Origin of the sequence: Klebsiella sp. WP4-W18-ESBL-05 (assembly GCF_014169075.1) — a bacterium.
Taxonomy (GTDB): domain Bacteria; phylum Pseudomonadota; class Gammaproteobacteria; order Enterobacterales; family Enterobacteriaceae; genus Kluyvera; species Kluyvera ascorbata_B.
Genome location: NZ_AP022057.1, coordinates 3,911,067 through 3,934,004 on the forward strand (window position 1 = coordinate 3,911,067; position 22,938 = coordinate 3,934,004).

The window sequence follows — 22,938 nt, forward strand, 5'->3', positions numbered from 1 at the left end:
AGATTAACCTCCCAGCGGCTTAGTATTGCTTCCGCCGCTCTCAACGCCGCCATGGGTATGATTATCCACGATAGAACCGTCCACCAGCTGCAAGCGACCGTCAGGCAGGATTTTGAGCCCGTTAAGGTTGAATCCACCCGGTGCAGTGCCATTTATTACCCCGCTGGATGGGTTAAGGCTTAACTTAGTGCCGCCGTCATCGCTGCGCAGCTCTACCGAGCTGGTACTGATACCGCTGATTTTCTGTGCTTGTGACTGCGGGCCAACGATGGCGAACGCATCAGATAAGTCATGCTGGCGCGGGTCGACTGTCTCCTGAATGCCGCCGCTCTGCCACCAAAAATCGATGCAACGGTCGGCAAAGATCAGCAGGCACTCATCGCCTTCTTTTACCGGAAAGGTCAGCGTGCAACCGCCGCCGCGCGGAAAGATAACCGGAACATCTACCAGCGGTTTTAATTCGGTGGAGCCGTCGCCAACAATACCGCGAAGCGCCACCTCTACTGTGCAAGTAACAGTATCAGGATCGAACGACTGAATGATGCCGGGCATCGCTACGCGCATCTGGGTAGACACCGAATCGGCAATGGCCTGCGCGGTCTGCTGCTCGCCGCCGATCTGTGATTGAGTTGGAATTGGCATAAAAACTCCATAAAAAAACCCGCTCGGCGGCGGGTTACTGATCAAATGTCAGGGTTTGAGGGCTGATTTGTCCGTGCTATTTATCTTCTTTGCAGCCCTGAATGTAGGTCTTGCTTAAAACCACGGTAACGTCGTGGTTCGTAGCGAGATACAGGCTGCCAAGAAAAAGCCGCAAGGCAATTTTTAGCTTCTCACGATAGGGGCCGGATACCTTTATGCCAAAATCAGAAACAACCATAAAATTTACTCCAGCAATAGGCAAAGAATTGCTCTCCATAATCCAGGATAACATACCTGAAAGCGACTATAAAATACGCAGACGAATCAGAACTGCTGACTCAATTAATGCGGTTGGCACGCTCGTCGACATAACTATCATCGTAGCCACGTCGTCACCAGCTTGTATAGCCATTGCATCTATCGCAAGAAAATGGATACAGACCAGATCATCCAAAAAAATAACAATGACCACAGAGAAAGGTAAAATCGAAGTAGAAAACCTGACGTCAAAAGAACTGATTGAAGTAATGGAGCAGTGCAAGAACATCAGCTTCAAAGAGGAATAACTTGGCGCGCCGGTCAACCCGGCGCTTTTTCTTTATACCTACTTCACCTTCACGCAGTCGTATGTTGCATACTGACGCGGCGCATCCATGCTGGCTTGCAACCACTGTGCGTTGAGAATGGCTTTGCCGTTGCGCTTGATGTACTCAAGCCCAACCCATCTTCCAGGCTGATCGGTAGCCATGCGCCAATCCATCTTGATATTGTTATAATCGCCTTTGTTTTTCAGGAAGGTGATTTTTTGCATTTCTGGCTTTGCGCCATTGATTCTGGCTAAGCCATCATCTGCCCAATGGATTTTAAAATCACCACATTGCTGATCCGCAAAAGCGGGTGCTGATATAAGCACCGCGAACACGGTAACAGTGCAAAGTAAATGTCTCACGGCCCCACCTCACTAATTCGTCGTCCCTTGCATTGCTTTCGGGCTATAAAGATCACGAGCGCCACGCGCAAAACACATCAAATCCATGTACCACGCCTGACCTCTTGTGTCGCCAGTATAGTCGATAGCTTTGACGATATAAACGCCATCTGTCGCAATGCTGGCAGCCTGTTGTTTGCTGGGTAACGTGTCACTTTCGATGTTCCCATTATATACAGACGTCCCGATCCGCCCAAGCGATTGCGCAATATCGGAGTTGCCAACTGTCGCGCGGTATACCGAAGCCTGATCGAGCTGAATAAGCCCATTAATGCGGATGTTGGGGTTTATCAGACACCGCACATTTACGCCGCCGCCCATCGTCTGTTGCGGCATACCGATCAGGCCAGTATCAGCATTCAACACAATGGCTTCGTGAATGTATTTATCCTCCGGCACCATCTGAACCTGACCATCCACCAGCTGCCATGTCGCTTTGCACTGCGCAGCAATATTATCCATCACGTTACGGGTGGATGAATAAATCGCACGGCCACGAGGAAACACGGTATCAGGAAAATCGCCGGTAATGCCCTGCGTCACGCCGAACGCGTTGAAATCCTGCATAGTCGCCCGGTGCAGGTCCGCAACGGTATAACCAGCGGCAAGCGTGGTGATGGTAGTCGCGTAGAGGAACGCTTCGTGGTTACTGATGGCCTGAATCAGCACCCAGGAATCGGTGATGTTGTCCTTCCCGGTGACGGTGAAGCGAATATCACCGTCAAATATCAGGCCGTAGTTCTGACCGTTCACCTGCCCTACCTGGTCTGGTGAAATCTCCCGGGCGACACCAACCTGGCTCGCATCAACATCCGGCGCAATACCGTCATACCCGGCAATGATGCGAATTTTTGCAAACTCCTGCCCCAGTATCTTGTTCGTGGTATCGGTCGAAAGGTTGTAAATTTTCACGTTCGCCACTCGCGGCCAGCGTGTATCTGCCCACTCGATCTGGAACGTGACCTTAAAATCAGACAGGGAAACGCCCTGCCCGTTCTGGTCCAACAGTTGCAGCTCAAAATGGCGCATCCAGTTAAGAGACATTTCTACTCCTGCACGAAAATGAGGTGGCTGTATGTGCCGAGGTTGGTTTTGGTGGGCTCGTCCGGTGCGCCTACATCGCAGCCAACGAGCAGCGCCCCGTTAATACCTAGTTGAGGATATTGCTCAAGAAGATTTACACCGGTTACCAGCGGCACGCCAGAAAGAAGCGGTTCGCCACTGCTATCTTGTACATCCAGAATCCAGCCAGCAGAACCACGCCAAATGACTCTCAGCGTGTATGTTGTCTCTGCTAACTGAATGCGAAATAGCTGGTTATCCGGCGATAAAGGGATTTCAGTTACATTCATTGGATACCTATAGAGTTACCAAGACTGGTTCCTTTTAGTCCATCAAACCACCCTGTTGACTTAATTACCGATTCATTTACTGGGGTGGTGGATTTCGTCCCGGAATTTTGCACCGCCGATGTGCTGACGCCATCCTGCATATCTGATTTATCAGCAACGCTAACGCTCTGCGTTTGCGACATGATCACTTCACGCAGGGTAAGCGTGCAGTTCAGCACGTTCTCGCTAGTTTTGTCCGTTGTCACCTCGATGGCTCGCACCAGCATATTGGTGTACACCCTCTTCCCGGTAACCACATCGAACGGTACGCGCTCAAGCTGCATATCCAGCAGCTTTTGGTATGTCTCCTTTGGGCTAAGCCCAGCGCTAAGACCGATTGAAGATGTATCAATGAAGTCCAGCAACGAACCGCCACCAGCGAAGCCGCATTCCATTGTGACTTCGCTGGGACGTTTATATGCATGATCGGCGATGAAACCCGACGCGCTATTCGTTGTTGGCTTTTCCACCGGATGCTCAGTAATTTCGAGCGCATCAGAATGCTTTTCGGAAACGACCACGCTGGGAATTAATATGCCAATTCGCCGGGATTGCTGGCGAAAAATAGCGGAGAGAATATCCATTAGCTCGGCACCGTTCGAAGTTGTTGAGTTAGTTGTGAATTAACGTTCTTCTGCCGCTCAACTGTGATATTGGCAGCCTCACGTGGATCAGATACACCGTGAATATTAATAACCGTTTCTTGCTGTATGTTTTGTGAAGCACCGCCACCAGCGGCCATACGAACCAATTCACTTGGGTAAGGGTTTCTCCCGTTCTCATGATGGATAATTCCATTCATCAGAGAGGACATTACCTGCGGATCTTTAAGGTTGAGAATGGCATCAGGAGCCACACCCATCATTTTCGATAACTGAGCAATGTAAGCACCGGTATTATTTTCATTCCCCGGTGCCCACGTAGAGATTATATCGTTAAGGGTTTGCAGCGGCTTGCCTGTCGTCTTACCTTCAAAGTAGCGCATTAATTGTCGGGAAAGCGCTTTCAGGCCATCATAGGCAGTTTCAAACCGGGCGAACCTGCCGCCAGGCCTTTCGAGCGTCGCCCCAGATTGCCCACGAAAGTCGATATTACCGGGGTTATTATTTCTAATACCTCGTGGAGCTTTAGCAGACTGGGCATGTTGGTCAGGCTCATCATCACCAAACCACCCGCGAATGGTTCTGCCTACGCTGCGCGGGTCAAATCCCAGATTCTCCTTAACCCAGTCAGCGCTTCTGTTGGCGCTATCCTCTACTGCCGGTGTGGCACTCGGTTGCCCGCTGCCCTGATTTAGCAGCTGTTTGCCTATACTAGCGGCCTGCGCCCAGTTGCCATCTTTTATGGCATTCAGCAAATCAGCGATCATGTTCAGCATCTTGCCGAACTCACCCATTTGCGAAATGAAGTTGCTAAAATCCCACTTTAGGGACCATGACTTGGGGTCAATACCGAGCAACTTAGCCAGCGCTTTTGTCAGGTCCGTAACAGTCTTTTTCAGGTCACCAATCATTTTGACGGCCTGATCAATTTCAGTCTTCCATTTCCCCCAGTCAATCAGGCTTTTGCCACCTTCTTTCCACGTCTGGTAATCATCCAAGAGCAGACCAAGTGCAATAATAAGCGTCGTTATCATGCCCAAGGGTGATGACATGAAAGCGGTATTTAGCAGCCGCCATGCAACCAACAGCCCACTGAACAATGCGATAAGCTGCTGCGTGGCTGGGTTCAGCTTTTTGAACCAGGCGATCACACCCTCAACAGCTTGCCCAGTTCGCCATAACACGCGGGTAATCGCGTCACCTGCCCAGAGAATTCCTTTGATGATCTTCGTGATGACCGCTTCAATCTTCGGCCAGTTGTCGAGTATCTGCCTGCGGAAGTTATCAATACTGCCAGCAAGGCCACCAGCTAGGTTAGAGCCAATCTTGTCTTTCGCCTGTCCAAGCGTCATCGTCAGATTACGCATGGAGGTCATGAAAATATTGGACTGTTTAGCCGCTGACTCAGCATTAAAACCAATACGCTTTGCCGTCAACGCGTACTCAGAACTGAGCTGCCCCATCCCTCTGCGCATCGCCATCAGCGTGTTTTCATCGATGCCAAGCATCTGCGCGTATTGTTTCGCGCGGTAATACGGCATGTTGTTGAGCTTTTGCCCAACGCCAGTAAAGATGGCCGCAGTATCACGCATCTTTCCGCTGGCATCGCGGGTCTGTACGCCCAGACGGTTCAGGAACCCTTCCGCCCCCGGATTGCTACGCATGAAACCAGCCAACCCTTCAAGAGAGGACATGGCCGACTCGGCGCTGGCACCGGTTTGCGATGCGGCGTATCCCAGCGCTTTGATGCCCTGGACACTGGCCCCCGTCCGCTGGGATGCCCAGTAAATTTTATCCAGACCGTTCGCGATCTGAGTGGTAAATCCGACAATGCTCAGCGCTGCGCCTTCCACCACCGCGCCGACCTTCAGAACGTTAGCTGTAACGCCTTTCAGCACGGCTTCAAACTTATTAGCGCCAGCCTGATCGATATCGAATCCCAGCGAAACAAGGAAATCTTTAATCGTATCTGCGTTACCGCTCATTGGCCGCTCTCCATTTATCTACCCGGGCGTCGTTATCCTCGCGCATGTCGAGGTAGTCATTGAGAAGCGCGATGCGGCAGAGGTCTACCGCACCGCTGTTAAGGTCTTTCTGGTCAATATGGAAGGCAAGCGCCGGGCGAAGAATAAAATCTTCACCGCCCGGCAGGCTGTTGAAGGTTATTCCGCTGGCGGGGTGGGCGTCTCGCTGGTAGGGAGTCCTTGCAAAAAATTTCCCAGCGAATCGGCGACCACCCGCGCCACCAGTTGCAGCATGGTAAGCAGGTCGATATCGTCAAACGCCATTTCGCCATGCTGGCAGACCGGCACCCAGCCTTTCATGTGCTCGCGTGAAACAACGGAAAGACAGGGGAACAGGATAGCGTCCACGTCGCCATCACTCAGATCGGAAACAGCATTGGCAATCTTTGGCAGGATAGTAGCCATCGCGCCTTCAGTGTCTTTGCTGCTGATCTTCTCCTGAACGCTCCGGAAGTCCGAAACCATCCCGGCCAGAACCGGCAACAGCTTTCGGGACACCTTCAGCTGTTCGAAAACGCTGAGCTTTGCAGTGCGATATTTCACGCCTTTAATTTCGAATTCCATGCGTTAAAACTCCCCGAGCAGCGGGTCAATCTTGCCGCAGTCGAACACCCAGGCAACAGTCCCGCCCTCTTTGGCGTTTTTGAAATCAGGATGTTTCTGGAATGCGCACGAACGCGCAGTAGAAATATCACCCGATGCCGTGTTGCGAATGACGATCACGTTATTGCCCCAGGTGGCAGAGGACTGGCTTTGCGCGTTATACGCCAGAGACAGCTTCTTGTTCACCGGGGAGGTTTTCAGCAGCGTCACCGTAATGGTGCCTGACTTATCGGCGTGCAGGCTGTGCATCACTTCGCCATCGGCACCGATGGTCATGGTGTTCTTGTTGCCGCCCATGGTCTGGGTGATACCTTCCTCAGAGTTCGCAGAACCCTGACCAAGATCGATAACGCCGGTCGGCCCGGTGAGCGACGCGGTTACATCAAGAAAAGAATAAGTTGCCATTTATCGCTCCTTAGCGAACCACGTTGATCTGCACATCGGCATAATGAACTGCGCCAGCCAGCTTACAGGCCACCTGAATTAACGGTGCTTTGCGAGCTTCTCGGTCGGCCTGCGCCTGTTCTGACAGAGGTTGCGCATACACGTAATAGCCTTTGGTCAGCGTATCGCCGGAATTCAGTTGCCCGATAGGGCCGCCATTCCACACGCCAGCCGCTACAAGACCATTCGTGACGGACTGATCCATGGACTGCTCTACGTTGGAAAGCAGACGGGTAACACCGGCATCAGTCTGCGGAATTTTGGTGGTGCTGGTGTAAAGCAGGTTATAGAGATTGGTCTGAACGTAGTTCTGCAACCAGTCGAGCCCGTGGCGCTCGTCGAAGAAGTCGCCGTTCGCCATCACACCCTGTTGCAGGATCGCCGTGTCGTTGGCGTAGTACACGAACACGTTCGCATTCTTCGCATCCACAGCCGCCGCCCGTCCTACCGTCAGCGTTTCGTAGGTTACGCTCGGTTCCTGTTTGAATTTCAGGGTAATGGTGGTATTGCTGCCGTTGAAATTGACAGTAAACGCGCGACCGAAAGCTGAAACCGCCGCATAAGGGCTGCTGGTGGAATACTGAATAAAGGTCCGGGAATACTTGCCAGCCTTTAATTTCGACGCAACATCGGTCGTCGAAGTCGTGCTGATAATCTCGGCGTCGGCAGATGTTACCCCGAAAATGCGGCTCAGACTGGACGCTTCGATGAGTTTAGCAACCTCAATCACGTCGTCAGCATCAAGCACATCACCGCCATCAGCAACATCATCAGCGACAACCAGCCCATACCAGTTGGTATATTGCAGGCAGGCATTAACAGCTTGCACGATGGTTTCCACGCTTCCACCTTCGGAAGAGGTCAGCGTCTTCGCCCAGCGGCCAACATAAACCTGCGTCGGCTTCGGCGACTGGCTGAAAAATACCTGCGCCGCTTTATATTCCGGGCTGTCGACTCCGAAGTCTTCGCCAATGTCCTCAACGGAAGCATAAAGGCGAATGCGCTCCTGCACCGGAATGACAGTGGAAGAACCGAGGATCAGCAGCGCACCGAAGTTACGACCAGTAGCCGCTTTCGGCGAGATGATCACATCAACGTTTACAACGTTGGATACAGGTAAGCCCTGCGTCATAGTTTATTCTCCAAAAAAGGTGACTGGCGCTTCCACCAGCGATTTGATGCCGTACTCGCGCACAACCTTCCGGCGCAGGCGCACCGTCATGTCGTAGCGGCGAACCCATTGCTGGTTGATAAGCTCGGGAAAAGGGGTCAGACCGGTATAGTCTCCCAGGGACAAACCGAGCGCATTCAGCTCAGCATTGTTTTGCGGGACAGATATGCCATCGCGAAAACGGGACGCATAAGACATACCAGCCGGGCCATAGAACGACGCCATGCACTCGAACGTTTCATGCCGCCAGAGCTGAGCGCCCTCGTCGGTCTGATTGGTGAATGCAGGGTTGTTATCAATGAGCAACCCGGTAACGCCAAACGCGCACCAGTTCGTTTCAACGGGTGGCAGTGGCGGCTGATTTTTCTGCCAGCGCGGACGAACCATTCCAGACGGCAAGCCGGAAACATTGCGCATCCACTGGCTTAGCAGCCTGTCGAGCGCTTCGTCATAATCCGGATCGCCACTGGTTGGTATCAGCCAGCCGCGCTCTGTGCTGGTGTTATTGCTCAATGGGAGTTCCCCCATCAAACGGCAGTAATTCACAATGAGCCTGGACGAAGCCAGCACCGTAAGCCGTATACGGGTCGACGAAGGTCACACGATAATCACGGCCCTGATACGTCACGATATCGGCATCACGGCCAGTCTGTCCCTGCGTCAGTCGCTCAGTTGTCACGATGAGAATCGCGCCGCTGATAACCTGCCCGGCCTGCATGCGGCGGTTTTCCAGGGAGCGGTCAACAGTAACAACCCCGGCAAACTGCGTTTTAACTTCGCTGTCGCTGCCGATCCCGTCATCGTCCACCGTTTGTGCGCGACGCGTTACCCACAGGTTGAAGTCGCAAAAATCGGGGTCAAAAAGCACGTCTGTTACATCAAGATTCGGCATCTTTATCCCTCACAACATGGGTAATGGCTCTGTGGTACTGTCCGGTATCAATCAACGGTCTTACATTCTCATTGCTTATCAATTGACCAGAATCTGGGTTGATAGCATTAATCTTTCCATCTGCCGATCTGCGTGCTAACTCAGCTTTCGCCCCTTTGCGCCCTCGACGTGCGCGGGCTTCAACGGTGCTATCAGCAAGCGGTGTAAAGCCGGTAATGGTCATGTAACGCCTGACACCATTGGCAGCCAGCGTTCCGGCGCGGTTGAGCGCTCTTTCCGCACCCGTCGCATTTCCATCAAGCGCAGCCTGCGCCGCTGCTTTGAGCTGCGGCACCGTCTGTTCCTCTACCGATTTAACGCCGGGGATCAGGTGCGGGCGTGGGGGGATGTTTTGCGCTGGTGAGCCGTATTCGTTGACGTAACCGATCCCGGCATTACCAAACGGGACATCCTCACGCTCGCTGTCTTCTTCAGGAATGCCGACCAGCACATCCTTTTTGGTTAGCGACCTGAGCGCATCCAGAATGGCCTGAGCGTTATCCACCCTCGTTGTTACACCGCTTTTGAAACTCATAGCTGGCGACCGCCCGCACCGAACATCGTGATCAGCTGATAAAATTCAGCGCCATATCGGGTGTTATTCCAGAAGCCTGCGTCAGGGTTTAGCGTCGCGCTGGTGTCATAGCTGACGCTTACCTTGTCAACGGACTTGGAGGACTGAACACCATTGGTTGAACCGCCCGGCCCGCCAACCAGCATTGCCCGGCTATCTGCCGCCCATAGCGTCATGTAGTGAGCCACGAACAACTCGGCAAAGTACGGAAACAACTCTTTGCCGGTGACGTTTTCGCTCAGCAGCACATCGGCCAGATTCAGACGAAACTGGATTTGCGCTTCGGGATATTTGGCAGGGTCAGCAAACTGCGGGAAGTCGCGGCGAAAATCACTTACTGTTGGCAGGCTTTGATTCTTTGGCATCTTTTGCCCCATTACCGCCAGTCTGGGCGGCAGCAATCTGCGCTTGCAGGCTGTCGTTCTGCTCTTGCAGCTTGAGCAGCGCTTCTTTCAGATCGGCAATCAGCTGATCTTTATCGACAATCTGCTTATCTTTGTCGGCAATCTGCGCTTGCAGGCTGTCGATAATGGGTTGCAGATCATCGGTGTCGCTAATCACGCTTTCGGAAAGCTCAGAGTGCGCCTGGGTGAACCAGTGAGACGCGACCTCTTCCGGTACGTTATGCCGCCCCCGGCCAAACTCCTGTTTTGACTGATCGCCGAGCGTCAGCGTAAACGGGGTGTGAACATGGATGGTAACCAGCTTTTCTTTCGCCATTTTCAGTTTCCTTCTGGCCCCTTTCGGGGCCGTTCTGGTTATCAGATACCGTCCACGTAGGACAGGGTTTCTTTGTACACTGGCTCAACCGCACCGAGCTTGCCGTAGTAGGTCGCAATCTGATACAGACCGCGATACTGGACAGGAACGCTCTGCAACGGCACCAGCGGATAGCGCACGTATTTCTTGTCGTTGGTGTAGGCGACCATACGGTCTTTACCGCCAACTCCGCGCCCTTTCAGCCATTTGACCGCTTTGATTTCCAGCGGAACGCCGTTCTGGTGGAAAGCGATAGTGTTCACGGCCAGATAGGTCAGCAGTGACTGGTTACCCGCTTCGGAAACCTTACGGCTCGCCAGCAGTGAATACTGCTCTGGCGGAATGCGCAGATCAGAAGGCACGACGGAATAACCGGATGCTGCCCAGGCATTCGACAGAACGCTGTTCACGCTATCGAGAATCTCGTCGTTGGTGGAGTTCGCCCAGGTCTTCGGCGCATTGTTCAGCGTCACACCGACAAGGTTTGCCAGCCCTTTCAGGCCGAGCGCATCATCGCCAATGTAAACCTGCTCGTCGTTGTCCATCTGCCATTTGAGCTGCATCCCGTCGTACTTCTGGGTATCAATCGGGCGACCTACCTGCTGAGCTGCTGCCAGCTCTACAACGGTCCAGCCCAGTTCCATTCCCCAGAGGTTCAGCGGATTGCCGTCTTTGCCGATATCAACATTCACGCCAGCAATAGCAGTGGAGTCTTTGCCTACCCAGTTTTTACCGTTCGGATTTGCGCCAGTACCAGCAGCGCCAAAACTGGTGTTAGTCCAGCTGGAAATGTCATCTGCGATAGAAACGTCTTCACGCAGCTGAATATCGCGGGTCCAGGTGTAACCCACCAGCGGCAGGTTCAGCGTCTGGTCGAGTCGCTCCAGCTCCCCGATGAGAAAGGCACCAGAGCTATCAACGGTTGCCTGATCAAAAGTAATCATTCGTCTGTTCCTTAAATCTTCCAGGAGATTTCTGCATTGCCGTTAGCGTCACCGGCCCCTGTGAATTCGGCGTTGGTCAGCGCCACGTTTTTGCCACTGACGGACGTGGACATGAAGCCGCCCAGCGGCACTTTTATGGATTCATCAGTGGAGACGACAACGTATACCGGGGCGCCTTTTTTGATGGTGCTGGCATCAAAATCAGAACCGAGATTAACGGTCATGTAGCCACGCTTCATGGCGTCACCCGGGAAGTTCTTATCCGTCCCCACCTGGCGAACCATGTCTGGCTGCGATGTGGTCGGATACGGACGAACGTAGATCCCCTTCACCTTGTCGGCGGTGTCACCGTCCGCCAGCGGCACGAAAAAGCCGTCAGCGTCATATTTGCCAGCCAGACCATAGGCAGCGAAGGCGTTAGCGGATTTAAGGATCACCGGTTCGACGGTTAAGTCCTGCGGGCGAGAGATAGCCCCGGCAATGCCAACAGGCATCCGGTACAGGAATGCAAGGCTATTATTTAATCAACTGAAATATAAGGATTTATTTGCAGCCTGATTTTGCGTGTAGTCCATAGGCTGCTCTGTGATGTATGGCGCTGAATGGGGTAAGTTACTCAATACCAGATCTGTAGGATTTACAGGGGATTTCAATATGCAAGCTGTGCCACCAGCCCATTAACGAACGGTGCGATTTTTCGCGCGTGACGTGTCACGGCGCTGGTGGTTATCCCATGAATTTGCGGTATACCTCCCCGGCTTCTTCGGCGGTTAGGTTCGTTGTTTCCGTTCTGATCGGACCACCATCTTTACCCGTTGTTTCAACCTTTAATTTGTTGGTGTAAGCGTCCCCGCACTCTTTCGCGGCCTGTTCGATAAGCTGTGCTGTTAATGCGTAATTCTTGATTGCCTCTGCACGGTTCGCCATGCGATCGAGCATACGCAGCCGGTACGCTTTGTTCGCGATAGGGATATCGGATATTTCACTCTGGAAGCGGGCGCGAGTGTGATTAAAGAGTTCTACCCATTTTTGGCTAAGATTTTTAGCCATTGTATTTTCAGGGTTGTAGGCCGATATCTGTTGCCGGGTAACAACGATGCCAAAATCTTGTTTTACAAGTTCGACGATTCTGGAAGGGGGTTCATAGCAAGCTAATGATTGAATAATCATAACCTTAGCCATTGTTGGTAATGCCGCCATTGTTCACCTTTTGACAAAGGAAATAAAAGTAGCGTGCTGAGTTCTGCCCCTGCACCGCTACTTAAAGTTACAGATCACGTCATGGGTAGCTATCACTCTCTCTCCAGATCCTCAAGAGAGCAGCAAATATGCTGTGTTGAAACAAAATAGCTCAGCATGCTGCTTACCTTGTTTGACGCGACGTAATTATAATGCTCGACCATCTTTGCTAACGCGATAATCTCCCACCAGTAATGCTTAACTAGCTTTAGCGAAATTAAATAAGCCCGGCTATAGAGCTTGTCGCAATCATCTCCTGTTGCGCCTTGGTTCCTGTATTGCTCAAGCACTTTCCGAATATCGCTGGCGTCTCCTTTCCCTCCATTTTCCAGTAGTTTTTCAGGTGGTTCGCCTGAGTAAAGGTGTTGTGCCATTACGCCAGAAAAAGAGACGACCATCTGCGCCAGTTCATCTTTTCTGACGGGGAGATGTGAGCATACCGCCCGGCAATTATCGACCTCTTTGCCGTTAGCCAGTCGAGCAATACGAAACTCATCAGCAATAGATATCTCAATTTGCCTAGCACCCGTAAACCACGCAGCCATCGCGTGACCGGCTTCATGGATCGCGATATTTCTGTCCCACATAGGGCTTTTGCTGAATTCAACAATTACGCCATCACTCACGCTGCTTACTCTCCGTTAGATCTGTCATTTAGTTAAATTTAACTGCGTTGGGGGAGTCTCCATCACACACTCCCTTCAACGGCCATTGATTCCAGCGCCTTAGCCACCAGCCCACGTGCAATTTGGTGGATAGACGGCGCTACGCCAATATCGGAGCGCTGGCGTTCGCGCTCCTGGATCTTGCAGATTGCGGCGAACTGGTCGCCAGAGAGTAATACCGGCTTAACGTTTGGCTTTTTCATCCTGTTCACTCCAGAACTTTGCATTCGCTTCGTTGACTTTTTCCAGATTGCGGCATTCGTTGTTGAAGTTGTTACGCATCCGCAATTGCTCGGCCTGTTCACGGCCAAAGAGTTTACGCCCGGCGCTTTGCGGGTTTCCTGCTGCTAATTTTGGGTCATAAATAGCCATGCTCATTGCTCCTTACTTCGTGCGATGCCAGAAACTGGCGTTGTCGGTGTTAATGCTGCGAATGGCGTCGCCTGTGGAGAGAATCTTCGGTGAAACGTTGTTAACTCGCATGTAGTCGCCAACCTGCTCCAGAACGTCGATAGCCTGATCAAGCTGAATCTCTGATAGCGGGGTCGGATGTACCGCACTGAATGCCTCAGCGGGTGCGTAACGCAGCACATCAAGCGCAACAAGGCGAGGATCGGTATCAGGAAGGGCATTGTCATACTTTGGCGCTACAGCGCGTACCAGGCGCATAAATTCAGCGTCCATTGACGTTGGCGCGGTGGAGGTCGTGGAAGCGCCGCTGCCACTGCGAGTAATCATGTCACTATCGCGGGTGTACATCCGACGCAGGCGGTCGCCAGTTGCAATGCGTGTTGCACGTTCCTGCTTAAGCGTCGTTGCAAGATTCGCAATGACGAGAGCCACAGGAAGCGAGCAGGTCAGCCTTTCGAACGTATCATCGGAGTAAGTCACCTCGACGGTACCACCAGCGTTATCACTTTCCAGATTAACATTGGTTATCTGTTTCATTGTTCATAACCTTTTGCGTTGTTTAAATTCTAATCATTGCATAAATTGCAATGTTAGTAAATATCATTGCGTATATTGAAATGATAAATCGACGTGATACTATGACGGTGATCCACCATTGTGTGATTGCATAAACATGGTTAACAAAAGCCCTCGCCTCTCCAGCGCGGGCTTTTTCTTTTCCGCTCCGCAAAGTTGCCGTTTCCGCATACTGTCGCTTAGGCGATGCCCCTCCAAATTCGTAATTACTCTCCGAAAAAACTCTATAGATAAACAAAAACATGTTGGTTCAGTTGGTTCAGTTGGTTCAATTTGTAAAGATTGTTGTTTTATAAGGATTATTTCTTTCGGAGTGAACCAACAAAGCCCCGTTTTGAACCAACAAACGCTATTTTCGTGTTGGTTCAATGGGAAAGATTTACAGGCCAGCCAGAAAAGGGCGTTGGTTCAATAGCGGCATTTGTTGGTTCAAAATGGGCGTTTGTTGGTTCAGTGTTGGTTCACTTACGAGCATGTAAATATATTAAATACATACACTTATCTTAATTAAATAGTTACTGAACCAACTGAACCAACAAAAAAACATCTCGTATGTGTGTTTTATTCTTCGTCCTCTATCTCGTCGGGTCGTAGCTGGAGCACATAAACGTTTATCTGGCGTCCATCAATTCGCGGGGATTTACGCTGATATCCCCTTCCGCTGGCTGGCGGTTTTAGTACCCCAGCCCCGGCCAGCACGCGGGCAAACTGTTTCGCGTTGAATCCCTTAGCAATCTCACCTTCGAATGCTGCCGGGAACGTGTAGAACACAATCGGATCAGCATCATGCGCCCCTTTCTGCCGGTAGCCCGCTAGGTTGGGAATGGGCAAGCCTGCCGGGTCATAGGGGTACGGTGCAAAACGACTAAACCCATGGGCATTAAGAAACGCCTCCGCCTGCTCGATGATCTGCTTATGCTCACGGTTCCCCGTGCCAAACTCTTTGACCCAGGCGTTAAAGCCATGCTGGATAGCGTCCCGACTTTCCTGCTCACCCCAGCCAGTGACAGGCATCCCCAGCACCAGCGCCGCCTCCAGAATCGCGAACCGCTCACCGACACGATGAACCTGTTCACCATAATCAGCAGGGATAAGGCCACGCCAGCGCTCTTGCGCCGCTCTGACAGCTTGTTTTGCCTCCTGCTGGTGGCTTGCAAGCCATTTAATCCATTCACGGCCTGCGGCTCCGTGGTTCGTCTGATATGCCTCTTTGAGTGCGTCGGCGTGCTGCTTGCCGTTCTGGTACTCATGGTGCGATACGGATTTCTCCATCGGTAAATTAAGCAATCGCACCAGTTGCCCGGCCTTAACTTTCAGCCCACCAGCAGAAAGAAACGTCTCAATGTCCATTTCCCCGGTACTGATCGCCACGGTGCGCCAGCGCTTTAACTCACGGTTGCCGCCCTCCTTGGCCCCCTGTAGCTTTCCGGCACCGTTAAACAGCGTGTAAGCAGACGTAGCAACGTCTTTGGCGCTACTGCCCTGCCCCACTTCATCCAGCGGTAACAGGCTGTCGTTATGCGCTTCCGCTTCGTTGGCGATACCCAGCGCTGTACCGTACCAGGTAAGGCGCAAGGCATCCGGTTCACCGTATAAACTGCTGGCAATGTTGGCGGTGGTTGTCTTCCCTGCGCTGGACTGCTCGAAAAGATGCACGCCGAACCCGTCAGCGCCAACAAGCCCGATCAGCGGCGCAGAAAGCGCAGCAGCAACACCCAGCATCATTGACGGGTTTCCCAGCGCAAGACGCGCCACCGAATCACGCCAGCTTTCCGGCGTTCCACTGACGGTATAGCCACCAGCCGCCGCACTCCGACCACTGAATAACAGCGGTGTCTCTGGCTCACCAATAACATCACCATCCGGCATGATGTACGCCCCGTTGTGCCAGCCTGTGGTGTGGCTGATCTGCCATTCCTTGCCGCTACCAGTTCGCTGCAGCCAGTCGGCCAGAATTGCCCGCAACGATGGTTTGGTTGTCACACTGACACCGCCGTTTTTCAGCGTGCGCCATCCCTCACGGTCGCCAATGTCCTCCCATGGAAGCGCACGGGTAACTTGCCCCCGGTTGCCGGGGACGTCCCAACGCAGGATCAGAAAGCGCTGTCTGGCGTTATCACTCCCCGCACCAGCAATCTCCAGCGGAGAGCATAGCCACGCCTCGGTATTGATAATTTCTCCTGTGTCTTTGTCCACTTTCGGGGTGATCCAGTGAATGCCATCCGCACGGCTCTCTACTCGCGGTTTCAGATCGTCGTCGATACCAAGTTTTTTCTTGCCGCCGTCGATAGCTGTCAGTGTCGCACCCACTTTCTTACCCTCCGGTTGATACATTGAGTCGTTAAATGCTGCTGTGGCCGCTTCGAGGCCGTATTGCTGGTGGTAGTCGTTCCAGTCCGCTTTATAGTCCACTGGTGGCATGGAAACCCAGCCAGAAACGGCTTTCGCGGCTTTCTCTGCGGCCTCCTTGCCAGTGTTAACTTTCACTCCTTTAATTCCGTCACTTTCGCCCATCTGGTCGTTATCTGCGGCAATGATGATTTGTGCCTGTGGGTACTTCCGGCGCATCACTTCGGCAACGGGTAGCAGGTTGCCCGCGTCAATTGCTGCCACTGCCAGCGCGTCCGGGCGCATCAGGTGAACTGAAAGGGCCGTCGCCAGCCCCTCGGCAATTAAAACGCTCTGCGGCGATTCTGGCGCGTTTACGGCATGATATGCCCCGCGCTTTGCTGAACCTGTCAGGAGTCGCTTCTCTCCCTGCGGTGTAATGGTTTGCGCTGCTGCCACTGCGCCGGATTCGTCCACCAGCTCCAGCAATAACGAACCATCAGGCATAACCGGATAGTTAAACCCGGTCAGCCCTTTTGATTGCAGGTAATCAGATTCGCCCTGTGTGGCACTCTGGCGCATTCCGGCATACAGACGGGCAAACGTAGCCCTTCGCTGCTCTGCGTCCCCTGCTGCCTGTTTCTGGCGCTCCTGCTCACGCTGCTGGCGGTCAGCTTCCAGTTGCTCCCTTCTATGGCTCGCTGCCACCGGGTCGGATTGCGCTGCCAGGTAATCAATACCCAGCACGTCAGCGGCAAGCTGTGCCGCCTCCGTAGTGTCGCAGTTGTTAACCCGCTTGATTAAATCCAGCCCGTCACCAGCGCCACACTGGTTGCAGATAAAGCTACCGCGCCCGTTGTCGTCGAATCTGAAACGGTCTTTTCCACCACATGCAGGGCATGGAGAATGGCGGCGCGATGAATCAGGCACGTCGATAGACAACCCAGCCAGCACATAAGGCCAGCGCCCTGCTGCGGCGCTGGTCACTTCGCGGATAAGGTCGATATTACGCATGGTTGCCTCCTGCCACGGTCGCGCCCATATCATTAATCATGCTTTGCCATATCTCGCGCCCGACGTCAGTCAATCCGTCCTTAGTGACGCAACGATCAAGAAGCTCGATCCCCACGGTTTCCCACTGCGGGTAGAACACTTTCATGGCTGCCAGTGTGTAGCTATCGATCAGGCTGCGAACGCCTTTTACTCCATTGACGATTTCCACACGGACGGCGAGGCCGTCCGCATCAACCATGAAATAGTCCCCGCCGCTGGTGGCGGTAATGTGGTTATACAGTGCCGACGCATACTTATTCGCCAGCGCATTCAGTCGGAAATTTTTAGTAATCATGTCGCCCCCTCAGTGCGCCAGCGGCATTTCAGGCCAGCCGTTTTCATCCAGTTCAGCTATAAAGCTGTTGTGAAGTTCAGCAAGCGTTTCACGCCCGAACGGGGTCAACTCGCCGCGCTCCGTGTCCAGCATGGCCTGATAAAAAACAATGGCGTTCGCCGTTCCCTGCTCAATGCCGTAGCGCTCAATCATTGCGCCCTCGATGTTGTTCGCCATCGCCAGCCGTTCAGCAAACGGGTAAACCACCATGCCCGCATTACCATTGGAGTAAATCGCCACCTGCGATGATGTGCCGTCAGCCTCAGTAACCGTGGTGGTGCCGTTCTCGCGCTTCATCTCAGAAACGAACGTCGCAGCAATCAGCCAGCGCCACATAGTGACGTTATGCTGCGCGGTGAAGTCGAACCAGCCACGCGCCCCGCCATCAGCAACGGCAAAATGAATGGCGTAGCCGATATCGGGCGTATCGTCGTACTCTCCCGCATCCAGACGGCTTACAGCGCTCTCATAGGTGATAATGGCTACATGCTCATACATCCCGGCATCGTTGCGGGTCATGATATTGACGCCGTGCGGTGTGGCTTCGGCGTGGAACAGGTCGGGATTTCCCGGTTTAATGGTCAGTATATTGCTCATGCTTTGCCCTCCCGATATTCACGCATTACATGGTCAGCTAGCTTGCTTTCAGCCTCGCTCATTGCTTCGGGCACACCGTGTAACAGCGTCAGAATGGAACCTATAAGGCGTGGTAAATCGGGATCTGTTTTATTGGTGCTGCTCTCCAGCCACATGGACAAAACAGCCTGTGCCTGTTCAATCTGGCAGGCAGCATCAATCAGTTGTAACTGGCTCATGCGCTGCCCTCCGCATCAATTCTGGCTATATCGACAATCGTCAGGACTTTACTAAGCCAGCAATACGCGATGGCTGCTTGCTCAACTTCGAGGAGTGGTAATAAATCGGTCATAACGTGAGCCAGCCTATTGCGGGCGCGGGTCATGCGTTCTGCGGTACGCTCTGCCAGCGTGAAAGAGTCAGGGTACGGCTGTTCGCGGGATAGCATCGCCTCGGCCTCAAGATCTGCAGGATGGCGATAGATGGTATGAATGTTCACGCTGCCACCTCCTGAATACGAGTAATACGAACGTGCTTATAACCGCCTTTATTCGCCAGTAGTTGCGCAGTCGATTTAGCTGTTTCTGGACTGGTGCTAGTCATGGTGTAGTGAATGCCGACGGTGTTACCGCGCTTGTTAACAGCGTATCCGTCGATCTGGAAGGTTTTACGCATTTCCGACCTCCATTGCTAAACGGGACTGGATAGCTGCCGCTTTACTGCCTAATTGCAGGTAAGTACGAGTTATCGCAGGGTTGCTATGACCCAGCATTTCAGAGGCCACTAATAGGCCCTGTTCGCCACCTGCGGACATGAGGTTAAAGGCGGCTATTTTGCGGCTTGAGTAGGCGCTCAGGCGCAATTTAGCGTTAATGAAACGGGTAAACCACGCCATGACGCCATGAAGTTTGCGCCAGATGGTTTGGCGAGTAACGCTACCTTCCAGACGTTGACAACGGTTACTTTCGATTTGAGAGCGGGAAAATACCAGGTCGTCCTCCACCAGATTCCGATCCTGACGGTCACGCAGCCGCTTGATGATGCCAGGCGGTAACTGTTTGGTGTCGTGTTTGACGTCAGCCTTTGCCACCAGCTCGAATACTATGGCCTGTTCTTCGTCGTTCATGTCGGCGGCCAGTTCGTCGCAACCGATACTATCCCACTTCATATAGGCGATATGGTCAGCGGCGAGCCGTGCGGCGTCCTTGCGCTGCTGGCGCACAATCTCGATACCTTTGCGGGTTGCCCGCGCTTCGGCAGCTTTGGTCTGTTTGGCAACGATAATTGTCGCCTGCCCCGTTTCCCAATTGACGCAGGAATAGCGCAGGTTGCAAACGTCGCTGGTGCGCCAGCCGGTCACGGTCGCAATGTCCCACCAGAGCAACACCCAATCTGGTTGCGTCTGCTGGATGCGCTCGCGTAGCTTGCGCTGCTCGTCGCGGTCATAGACAGGGGTCATGGTGCGACTGCCCTTTGTGCTCGCCGCCTTAACGACATTACCGCGCAGCTCGCGGGCTTTGGCTGTCAGTGTCTGGAGGTTAAACACGGCGCACCTCCGGCACTGGCAGACGTGCGGCCAGAGACAAAATAAAGTGCGGCGCAAGGATGCGGCGGGCTTCGCGTTCGGTCGCAGCCTCAACGGACAGACGGCAAGGTTTGGCTTTTTTATCGTGGCGATTAAGCGCAAGAAAGCGCCAGGTGAATTTTGTTTGAGTGAGGGTAGGGATAGTCATCATGATGATGATCTCCTTTGACTAATTTAAGGAGCCACCACCTGAGTTCTCACGCTCTAAAGGGTGGTGACACTGACAGGGGTGAGAATACCGGCGTCAAAGGGAACCGGCCAGCCCGAAAGCTGCCCTGCCAGCGCCACCATTGATTCTGTGCGGTTCTACGCCGCTGAATATGGGGGGACTGACATTGCGACAATAAAAAAGACGCGATAGGCGTCTGTTGTCGCCTTTGACCTTATCCGGGTTCTCACGCCCGGCACCCGTTTTGTGAGGTGCAAAATAATCATAACCACACTGCCCCGTTAAGCGCAAGGGAAATATCCCCTGCGCCCGCAATGCAAACTTGTGATTAGTACCCGCGAGAAGCGTAAACTCGTGCCATACCAGCCCAATGAGAGAAAAGAATTTCCCACTTGATAGGGTTGTAGGTAATACTTCCATCGACTGCGGCAGCGTTCCATGCCCGATCAGAAATAGAGCTATCTTTAGCAGTTTTCCCCCACTCAACAATATCCCTCGCTAAAGCCTGCACACATGCCCGACCTACTACCTTTTCGTCAACATACGCCCCTACATCAGAGCATGACTCCATACTCATGTTCAGGCTATTTTTGAGGGACTCCAGCCCGGCCACTGACATAAAGCGACGACCATTAGCGTATGCAACACCATCATTCCTGATAGTAAATTTAACAGTGTGCAATGCGTCAATAATCATCCGCTGCTCTGGCGTCGGGTTCTGCCATAGCACAAGGTTAATCTCTCTCTCAGAAGCTATTGATTCTGCTTTCTCACGCTTAACTCGTGCATCCCGTTCTGCCTGATATTGTTTTTGATTTTCATCATGAGCCTTTTGATAACTGGAGGCTAATGCGTCTCTGTTTTTGGTAAATGTTGCAATGCTATTTTTAAAATCGCTTTTGCTAACCTTGTTTAATCCCATACTCCAGCGGTCATTTTCGTAATCATCGTAAATGGCATCAACTCTTGCCGGATTACTCAAAACAGTAGCCAAATTAAGCGGAATTTTAGCCATCTCGTCACTGACTCTCGCTCCATGTTCGAAAGTCGATATAGAGCCAACTCCATAGCTCCCATACTCATGATAAGCGGCATAAAAAATTGGTATAGATTGAGGATTTTCATTAACTGACTTAATGATGCTTTTTTCATCACATGAACGATCACCCCATTTGAAAACACTTTCCCCGCCATTTTTGTATGTGGTGCAATCATCAATACCCAAACGGACCAGCGCATCCCATCCGGGCCGCTTCTTGTAATCCTCGCTCTTGACAACATGCATTGTGGTTAGGGCTTTCGCAGGATCTAACTTGCCAGCAGTACAAGCCACGATAGGAAAGGCCAGAGAAACGTAGGCTGCTATCCTGAAAAAGTTCGTCAATCTTTCTTTTTTCATCGTCCTAATGCTCTTTCAAACCAAGAATGAAGGACATAGTAAATTGTGCTTAATGGCAAGTCGATATAAAGGCCGGGTTAATGGATTCGGCGTCAATATCATTCATCCGAAATTTCTTAACACCTGTAATCGCTCGTGCTCCCATCGCGGGAACATTTCAAAACTGCGAATCAAAGTGCGAATGGAACTGCGAATTCGCAAAGAGAAAAAACCTCTCAAGGCTGTTGGGACAAGGCTTTGCGGACAAATTGCGAATGCAAATTCACCAGAAACGAAACGCGATCCATCCAGAACCGAAACCGATACACAGGGAGCGTACTGCCCGCACTCAATCGGCGGAGAAGTCCGCCGATTAAAATCAGACTCCGACAATCCCCTGAGATTTCAGGAGATCAAGAGCCACCAGCGGCGAACCGTTCATGCCATCGGTAACTTACCCGCAATGATGTAATCATTTACATCATTTGTTTGTGATGTTATTATTTACATCAACAAGGAGATAAGCCAATGCCCGCTGTTGAGTTGATGAACCGCCGTATCCAGATAGCTGATAACGCTTTCGCCTCGATCCGCATTCTGGAAGTAGACCCGGCAATTTTAGGTAGCCAGCACCAATACAAGTACAGCCTGGCCTACATCGTAGATGGCGAGTGCGTCATGCGTTACGACAACGAACGTGGCAAAGGCGACCACAAACACATCCATGATCGGGAATATCCGGTGACATTCACCACCATTGAGAACCTGATCGCCAGCTTTCAGGCTGACATAAACCTGTTGAGGAGGTAATACCATGCGAGTGCTGACCGTCAGAGTGATGACCGTTGATGATGCTTTCCGGGTGGCCATGTCCGACGCCTCCCGCGCAATGAACGGGGATTTCATCGGTTCCGAACTGATTTTCCCCACTGTAGAACAACTGGCTAAAACGATGCTTGCCCCTAACCGCTGGCAGATCATCAAAGCGATGGAGGGAGCGCAAGCCGTCTCAATCCGCGAGCTATCACGCATTGTTAACCGTGATTTTCGCGGTGTTTATAACGATGTTCAGTCACTGCTTAACGGCGGCGTTCTGGACAAAGACGGCGAAAAAATCGTACTGCCTTATGACAGAATTCACATTGAATTCAATTCAGATGATGCGGCAGCGTAATAGCCATGTCAGTAAAGCCACCAGCCAGAAGGTGATTACCGGCGCTGGTGGCCGTAAGTTACAGATCCCCACCACTGACAATAAAAAGGGCTTGCCCGGATAGCCGTTAGCAAGCCCTCTCTCCCAAATCTGCGAACATTCATGATGTGCAGATCCCGCGCTTCTCGCTTTGTTTACTTATCCAGGCGTCAACTTCATCTTCATACCAGCAGTTACGCCCACCGACTTTAAAAGGCATTGGAAAGCCGTTTTTCTCGTCTTTTAGGAACTCGTAGAATGACGAGTCTGAGCGATAACGCAAACGCGCTTTCACTTCACCTTTTAACAGAATATCACCGCCACTTATAGACATAAAAACCTCCGCATATATTCGATAT

36 protein-coding genes are annotated in these 22,938 nt (G+C 52.3%); 3 read left to right on the plus strand and 33 right to left on the minus strand.

Annotated elements, in window-relative coordinates; translation table 11 throughout:
* Positions 1 to 3: 3 nt before the first annotated feature.
* On the minus strand, positions 4 to 642 hold the full coding sequence (locus H7R58_RS18645) for a Gp138 family membrane-puncturing spike protein (RefSeq protein WP_182934478.1): 639 nt from the start codon (positions 640 to 642) through the stop codon (positions 4 to 6).
* Between the two features lie 215 nt (positions 643 to 857).
* Here H7R58_RS18645 and H7R58_RS18655 point away from each other — a divergent pair, with 215 nt between their 5' ends.
* Positions 858 to 1,208: a hypothetical protein gene (locus tag H7R58_RS18655; RefSeq protein WP_032291538.1), complete on the plus strand. Its 351-nt coding sequence runs from the start codon at positions 858 to 860 to the stop codon at positions 1,206 to 1,208.
* A gap of 38 nt (positions 1,209 to 1,246) precedes the next feature.
* On the opposite strand, the gene H7R58_RS18660 is transcribed toward H7R58_RS18655, so the two are convergent.
* From H7R58_RS18660 to H7R58_RS18805, 31 genes are all read right to left on the minus strand, one after another.
* Positions 1,247 to 1,591 (minus strand): hypothetical protein, encoded by a 345-nt coding sequence (locus H7R58_RS18660; protein WP_182934479.1) that lies wholly within the window; start codon positions 1,589 to 1,591, stop codon positions 1,247 to 1,249.
* 12 nt (positions 1,592 to 1,603) lie between these two features.
* A complete protein-coding gene (locus H7R58_RS18665; RefSeq protein ID WP_048219600.1) occupies positions 1,604 to 2,674 on the minus strand; it encodes a hypothetical protein in 1,071 nt (356 codons plus the stop codon).
* A gap of 2 nt (positions 2,675 to 2,676) precedes the next feature.
* Complete coding sequence (locus H7R58_RS18670; protein WP_182934480.1) at positions 2,677 to 2,982, minus strand: phage baseplate plug family protein; 306 nt, start codon at positions 2,980 to 2,982, stop codon at positions 2,677 to 2,679.
* Positions 2,979 to 3,605, minus strand: coding sequence for a phage baseplate protein (locus H7R58_RS18675; RefSeq protein WP_181544154.1), 627 nt, complete (start codon positions 3,603 to 3,605; stop codon positions 2,979 to 2,981). Before H7R58_RS18675 ends, H7R58_RS18670 begins: the two co-directional genes overlap by 4 nt.
* Complete coding sequence (locus tag H7R58_RS18680; protein WP_060615222.1) at positions 3,605 to 5,608, minus strand: hypothetical protein; 2,004 nt, start codon at positions 5,606 to 5,608, stop codon at positions 3,605 to 3,607. Before H7R58_RS18680 ends, H7R58_RS18675 begins: the two co-directional genes overlap by 1 nt.
* A complete protein-coding gene (locus H7R58_RS25320) occupies positions 5,598 to 5,789 on the minus strand; it encodes a DUF6889 family protein (RefSeq protein WP_084832721.1) in 192 nt (63 codons plus the stop codon). The genes H7R58_RS18680 and H7R58_RS25320 overlap by 11 nt, the downstream gene beginning before the upstream one ends.
* Entirely contained in the window at positions 5,786 to 6,211 is a 426-nt protein-coding gene (locus H7R58_RS18685; protein WP_000393957.1) for a phage tail assembly chaperone, read from the minus strand. The genes H7R58_RS25320 and H7R58_RS18685 overlap by 4 nt, the downstream gene beginning before the upstream one ends.
* 3 nt (positions 6,212 to 6,214) lie before the next feature.
* On the minus strand, positions 6,215 to 6,655 hold the full coding sequence (locus H7R58_RS18690) for a DUF3277 family protein (RefSeq protein WP_182934481.1): 441 nt from the start codon (positions 6,653 to 6,655) through the stop codon (positions 6,215 to 6,217).
* A gap of 10 nt (positions 6,656 to 6,665) precedes the next feature.
* The gene (locus tag H7R58_RS18695; RefSeq protein ID WP_182934482.1) at positions 6,666 to 7,826 is read right to left on the minus strand and encodes a DUF3383 family protein; all 1,161 of its coding nucleotides are present in this window, start codon (positions 7,824 to 7,826) and stop codon (positions 6,666 to 6,668) included.
* Positions 7,827 to 7,829: 3 nt separating this feature from the next.
* Positions 7,830 to 8,393 (minus strand): phage neck terminator protein, encoded by a 564-nt coding sequence (locus H7R58_RS18700; protein WP_032177175.1) that lies wholly within the window; start codon positions 8,391 to 8,393, stop codon positions 7,830 to 7,832.
* Positions 8,368 to 8,757, minus strand: coding sequence for a hypothetical protein (locus H7R58_RS18705; RefSeq protein WP_063922876.1), 390 nt, complete (start codon positions 8,755 to 8,757; stop codon positions 8,368 to 8,370). Before H7R58_RS18705 ends, H7R58_RS18700 begins: the two co-directional genes overlap by 26 nt.
* Positions 8,744 to 9,331 (minus strand): hypothetical protein, encoded by a 588-nt coding sequence (locus tag H7R58_RS18710; protein WP_182934483.1) that lies wholly within the window; start codon positions 9,329 to 9,331, stop codon positions 8,744 to 8,746. The genes H7R58_RS18705 and H7R58_RS18710 overlap by 14 nt, the downstream gene beginning before the upstream one ends.
* Entirely contained in the window at positions 9,328 to 9,735 is a 408-nt protein-coding gene (locus H7R58_RS18715) for a DUF4054 domain-containing protein (RefSeq protein WP_021241727.1), read from the minus strand. The genes H7R58_RS18710 and H7R58_RS18715 overlap by 4 nt, the downstream gene beginning before the upstream one ends.
* Positions 9,701 to 10,090, minus strand: coding sequence for an STY1053 family phage-associated protein (locus H7R58_RS18720; RefSeq protein WP_006120171.1), 390 nt, complete (start codon positions 10,088 to 10,090; stop codon positions 9,701 to 9,703). Before H7R58_RS18720 ends, H7R58_RS18715 begins: the two co-directional genes overlap by 35 nt.
* A 41-nt stretch (positions 10,091 to 10,131) precedes the next feature.
* A complete protein-coding gene (locus tag H7R58_RS18725) occupies positions 10,132 to 11,073 on the minus strand; it encodes a DUF2184 domain-containing protein (RefSeq protein ID WP_048219608.1) in 942 nt (313 codons plus the stop codon).
* 11 nt (positions 11,074 to 11,084) lie between these two features.
* Positions 11,085 to 11,567 carry a structural cement protein Gp24 gene (locus H7R58_RS18730; protein WP_049041025.1) on the minus strand — a complete coding sequence of 161 codons (483 nt, stop codon included), beginning with the start codon at positions 11,565 to 11,567 and terminating at the stop codon, positions 11,085 to 11,087.
* 232 nt (positions 11,568 to 11,799) lie between these two features.
* Positions 11,800 to 12,273 carry a DUF2280 domain-containing protein gene (locus tag H7R58_RS18735; RefSeq protein WP_063162492.1) on the minus strand — a complete coding sequence of 158 codons (474 nt, stop codon included), beginning with the start codon at positions 12,271 to 12,273 and terminating at the stop codon, positions 11,800 to 11,802.
* Between the two features lie 92 nt (positions 12,274 to 12,365).
* On the minus strand, positions 12,366 to 12,938 hold the full coding sequence (locus tag H7R58_RS18740) for a hypothetical protein (RefSeq protein WP_227674931.1): 573 nt from the start codon (positions 12,936 to 12,938) through the stop codon (positions 12,366 to 12,368).
* A gap of 62 nt (positions 12,939 to 13,000) precedes the next feature.
* On the minus strand, positions 13,001 to 13,180 hold the full coding sequence (locus H7R58_RS18745; protein WP_049238972.1) for a hypothetical protein: 180 nt from the start codon (positions 13,178 to 13,180) through the stop codon (positions 13,001 to 13,003).
* Positions 13,161 to 13,349 carry a hypothetical protein gene (locus H7R58_RS18750; protein WP_224776483.1) on the minus strand — a complete coding sequence of 63 codons (189 nt, stop codon included), beginning with the start codon at positions 13,347 to 13,349 and terminating at the stop codon, positions 13,161 to 13,163. The genes H7R58_RS18745 and H7R58_RS18750 overlap by 20 nt, the downstream gene beginning before the upstream one ends.
* A 12-nt stretch (positions 13,350 to 13,361) precedes the next feature.
* A complete protein-coding gene (locus H7R58_RS18755) occupies positions 13,362 to 13,925 on the minus strand; it encodes a hypothetical protein (RefSeq protein ID WP_049238973.1) in 564 nt (187 codons plus the stop codon).
* A 600-nt stretch (positions 13,926 to 14,525) separates the two neighbouring features.
* A complete protein-coding gene (locus tag H7R58_RS18760) occupies positions 14,526 to 17,306 on the minus strand; it encodes a TOPRIM and DUF927 domain-containing protein (RefSeq protein ID WP_182934484.1) in 2,781 nt (926 codons plus the stop codon).
* Entirely contained in the window at positions 17,299 to 17,640 is a 342-nt protein-coding gene (locus H7R58_RS18765; protein ID WP_049041016.1) for a hypothetical protein, read from the minus strand. Before H7R58_RS18765 ends, H7R58_RS18760 begins: the two co-directional genes overlap by 8 nt.
* Before the next feature lie 9 nt (positions 17,641 to 17,649).
* Complete coding sequence (locus H7R58_RS18770; protein WP_049041013.1) at positions 17,650 to 18,276, minus strand: prophage protein; 627 nt, start codon at positions 18,274 to 18,276, stop codon at positions 17,650 to 17,652.
* Positions 18,273 to 18,494 carry a hypothetical protein gene (locus H7R58_RS18775; RefSeq protein WP_182934485.1) on the minus strand — a complete coding sequence of 74 codons (222 nt, stop codon included), beginning with the start codon at positions 18,492 to 18,494 and terminating at the stop codon, positions 18,273 to 18,275. The genes H7R58_RS18770 and H7R58_RS18775 overlap by 4 nt, the downstream gene beginning before the upstream one ends.
* Positions 18,491 to 18,754, minus strand: a complete 264-nt coding sequence (locus H7R58_RS18780) for a nicotinic acetylcholine receptor subunit beta (protein ID WP_182934486.1) — start codon at positions 18,752 to 18,754, stop codon at positions 18,491 to 18,493. The genes H7R58_RS18775 and H7R58_RS18780 overlap by 4 nt, the downstream gene beginning before the upstream one ends.
* A complete protein-coding gene (locus H7R58_RS18785; RefSeq protein WP_049041008.1) occupies positions 18,751 to 18,930 on the minus strand; it encodes a hypothetical protein in 180 nt (59 codons plus the stop codon). The genes H7R58_RS18780 and H7R58_RS18785 overlap by 4 nt, the downstream gene beginning before the upstream one ends.
* Entirely contained in the window at positions 18,923 to 19,801 is an 879-nt protein-coding gene (locus tag H7R58_RS18790) for a tyrosine-type recombinase/integrase (RefSeq protein ID WP_182934487.1), read from the minus strand. The genes H7R58_RS18785 and H7R58_RS18790 overlap by 8 nt, the downstream gene beginning before the upstream one ends.
* Positions 19,794 to 19,991 carry a host cell division inhibitor Icd-like protein gene (locus H7R58_RS18795; RefSeq protein WP_227674932.1) on the minus strand — a complete coding sequence of 66 codons (198 nt, stop codon included), beginning with the start codon at positions 19,989 to 19,991 and terminating at the stop codon, positions 19,794 to 19,796. The genes H7R58_RS18790 and H7R58_RS18795 overlap by 8 nt, the downstream gene beginning before the upstream one ends.
* Positions 19,992 to 20,044: 53 nt before the next feature.
* Positions 20,045 to 20,131 (minus strand): ash family protein, encoded by an 87-nt coding sequence (locus H7R58_RS25325; protein WP_100246799.1) that lies wholly within the window; start codon positions 20,129 to 20,131, stop codon positions 20,045 to 20,047.
* A 206-nt stretch (positions 20,132 to 20,337) separates the two neighbouring features.
* Positions 20,338 to 21,408: a hypothetical protein gene (locus tag H7R58_RS18805; protein WP_227674933.1), complete on the minus strand. Its 1,071-nt coding sequence runs from the start codon at positions 21,406 to 21,408 to the stop codon at positions 20,338 to 20,340.
* Positions 21,409 to 21,915: 507 nt separating this feature from the next.
* On the opposite strand from H7R58_RS18805, the gene H7R58_RS18810 reads away from it, so the two are divergent.
* Entirely contained in the window at positions 21,916 to 22,197 is a 282-nt protein-coding gene (locus H7R58_RS18810) for a toxin-antitoxin system TumE family protein (protein WP_044702602.1), read from the plus strand.
* A 4-nt stretch (positions 22,198 to 22,201) separates the two neighbouring features.
* Complete coding sequence (locus H7R58_RS18815; RefSeq protein WP_044702603.1) at positions 22,202 to 22,561, plus strand: HVO_A0114 family putative DNA-binding protein; 360 nt, start codon at positions 22,202 to 22,204, stop codon at positions 22,559 to 22,561.
* A 139-nt stretch (positions 22,562 to 22,700) separates the two neighbouring features.
* Here H7R58_RS18815 and H7R58_RS18820 read toward each other — a convergent pair whose 3' ends face one another.
* Positions 22,701 to 22,913, minus strand: a complete 213-nt coding sequence (locus H7R58_RS18820; RefSeq protein WP_044702604.1) for a helix-turn-helix transcriptional regulator — start codon at positions 22,911 to 22,913, stop codon at positions 22,701 to 22,703.
* Between the last annotated feature and the right edge of the window lie 25 nt (positions 22,914 to 22,938).

Coding starts and splice junctions, on each gene's coding strand:
- H7R58_RS18760 (WP_182934484.1), bottom strand. CDS start 17,306: ATGCGTAATATCGACCTTATCCGCGAAGTGACCAGCGCCGCAGCAGGG.
- H7R58_RS18645 (WP_182934478.1), bottom strand. CDS start 642: ATGCCAATTCCAACTCAATCACAGATCGGCGGCGAGCAGCAGACCGCG.
- H7R58_RS18695 (WP_182934482.1), bottom strand. CDS start 7,826: ATGACGCAGGGCTTACCTGTATCCAACGTTGTAAACGTTGATGTGATC.
- H7R58_RS18750 (WP_224776483.1), bottom strand. CDS start 13,349: ATGGCTATTTATGACCCAAAATTAGCAGCAGGAAACCCGCAAAGCGCC.
- H7R58_RS18675 (WP_181544154.1), bottom strand. CDS start 3,605: ATGGATATTCTCTCCGCTATTTTTCGCCAGCAATCCCGGCGAATTGGC.
- H7R58_RS18665 (WP_048219600.1), bottom strand. CDS start 2,674: ATGTCTCTTAACTGGATGCGCCATTTTGAGCTGCAACTGTTGGACCAG.
- H7R58_RS18720 (WP_006120171.1), bottom strand. CDS start 10,090: ATGGCGAAAGAAAAGCTGGTTACCATCCATGTTCACACCCCGTTTACG.
- H7R58_RS18655 (WP_032291538.1), top strand. CDS start 858: ATGCCAAAATCAGAAACAACCATAAAATTTACTCCAGCAATAGGCAAA.
- H7R58_RS18700 (WP_032177175.1), bottom strand. CDS start 8,393: ATGGGGGAACTCCCATTGAGCAATAACACCAGCACAGAGCGCGGCTGG.
- H7R58_RS18710 (WP_182934483.1), bottom strand. CDS start 9,331: ATGAGTTTCAAAAGCGGTGTAACAACGAGGGTGGATAACGCTCAGGCC.
- H7R58_RS18785 (WP_049041008.1), bottom strand. CDS start 18,930: ATGCGTAAAACCTTCCAGATCGACGGATACGCTGTTAACAAGCGCGGT.
- H7R58_RS18795 (WP_227674932.1), bottom strand. CDS start 19,991: ATGATGACTATCCCTACCCTCACTCAAACAAAATTCACCTGGCGCTTT.
- H7R58_RS18735 (WP_063162492.1), bottom strand. CDS start 12,273: ATGGCGGCATTACCAACAATGGCTAAGGTTATGATTATTCAATCATTA.
- H7R58_RS18725 (WP_048219608.1), bottom strand. CDS start 11,073: ATGATTACTTTTGATCAGGCAACCGTTGATAGCTCTGGTGCCTTTCTC.
- H7R58_RS18730 (WP_049041025.1), bottom strand. CDS start 11,567: ATGCCTGTTGGCATTGCCGGGGCTATCTCTCGCCCGCAGGACTTAACC.
- H7R58_RS18805 (WP_227674933.1), bottom strand. CDS start 21,408: ATGAAAAAAGAAAGATTGACGAACTTTTTCAGGATAGCAGCCTACGTT.
- H7R58_RS18685 (WP_000393957.1), bottom strand. CDS start 6,211: ATGGAATTCGAAATTAAAGGCGTGAAATATCGCACTGCAAAGCTCAGC.
- H7R58_RS25325 (WP_100246799.1), bottom strand. CDS start 20,131: ATGGTGGCGCTGGCAGGGCAGCTTTCGGGCTGGCCGGTTCCCTTTGAC.
- H7R58_RS18745 (WP_049238972.1), bottom strand. CDS start 13,180: ATGAAAAAGCCAAACGTTAAGCCGGTATTACTCTCTGGCGACCAGTTC.
- H7R58_RS18680 (WP_060615222.1), bottom strand. CDS start 5,608: ATGAGCGGTAACGCAGATACGATTAAAGATTTCCTTGTTTCGCTGGGA.
- H7R58_RS18670 (WP_182934480.1), bottom strand. CDS start 2,982: ATGAATGTAACTGAAATCCCTTTATCGCCGGATAACCAGCTATTTCGC.
- H7R58_RS18690 (WP_182934481.1), bottom strand. CDS start 6,655: ATGGCAACTTATTCTTTTCTTGATGTAACCGCGTCGCTCACCGGGCCG.
- H7R58_RS18775 (WP_182934485.1), bottom strand. CDS start 18,494: ATGAGCCAGTTACAACTGATTGATGCTGCCTGCCAGATTGAACAGGCA.
- H7R58_RS18820 (WP_044702604.1), bottom strand. CDS start 22,913: ATGTCTATAAGTGGCGGTGATATTCTGTTAAAAGGTGAAGTGAAAGCG.
- H7R58_RS18755 (WP_049238973.1), bottom strand. CDS start 13,925: ATGAAACAGATAACCAATGTTAATCTGGAAAGTGATAACGCTGGTGGT.
- H7R58_RS18715 (WP_021241727.1), bottom strand. CDS start 9,735: ATGCCAAAGAATCAAAGCCTGCCAACAGTAAGTGATTTTCGCCGCGAC.
- H7R58_RS18810 (WP_044702602.1), top strand. CDS start 21,916: ATGCCCGCTGTTGAGTTGATGAACCGCCGTATCCAGATAGCTGATAAC.
- H7R58_RS18815 (WP_044702603.1), top strand. CDS start 22,202: ATGCGAGTGCTGACCGTCAGAGTGATGACCGTTGATGATGCTTTCCGG.
- H7R58_RS18765 (WP_049041016.1), bottom strand. CDS start 17,640: ATGATTACTAAAAATTTCCGACTGAATGCGCTGGCGAATAAGTATGCG.
- H7R58_RS18705 (WP_063922876.1), bottom strand. CDS start 8,757: ATGCCGAATCTTGATGTAACAGACGTGCTTTTTGACCCCGATTTTTGC.
- H7R58_RS18770 (WP_049041013.1), bottom strand. CDS start 18,276: ATGAGCAATATACTGACCATTAAACCGGGAAATCCCGACCTGTTCCAC.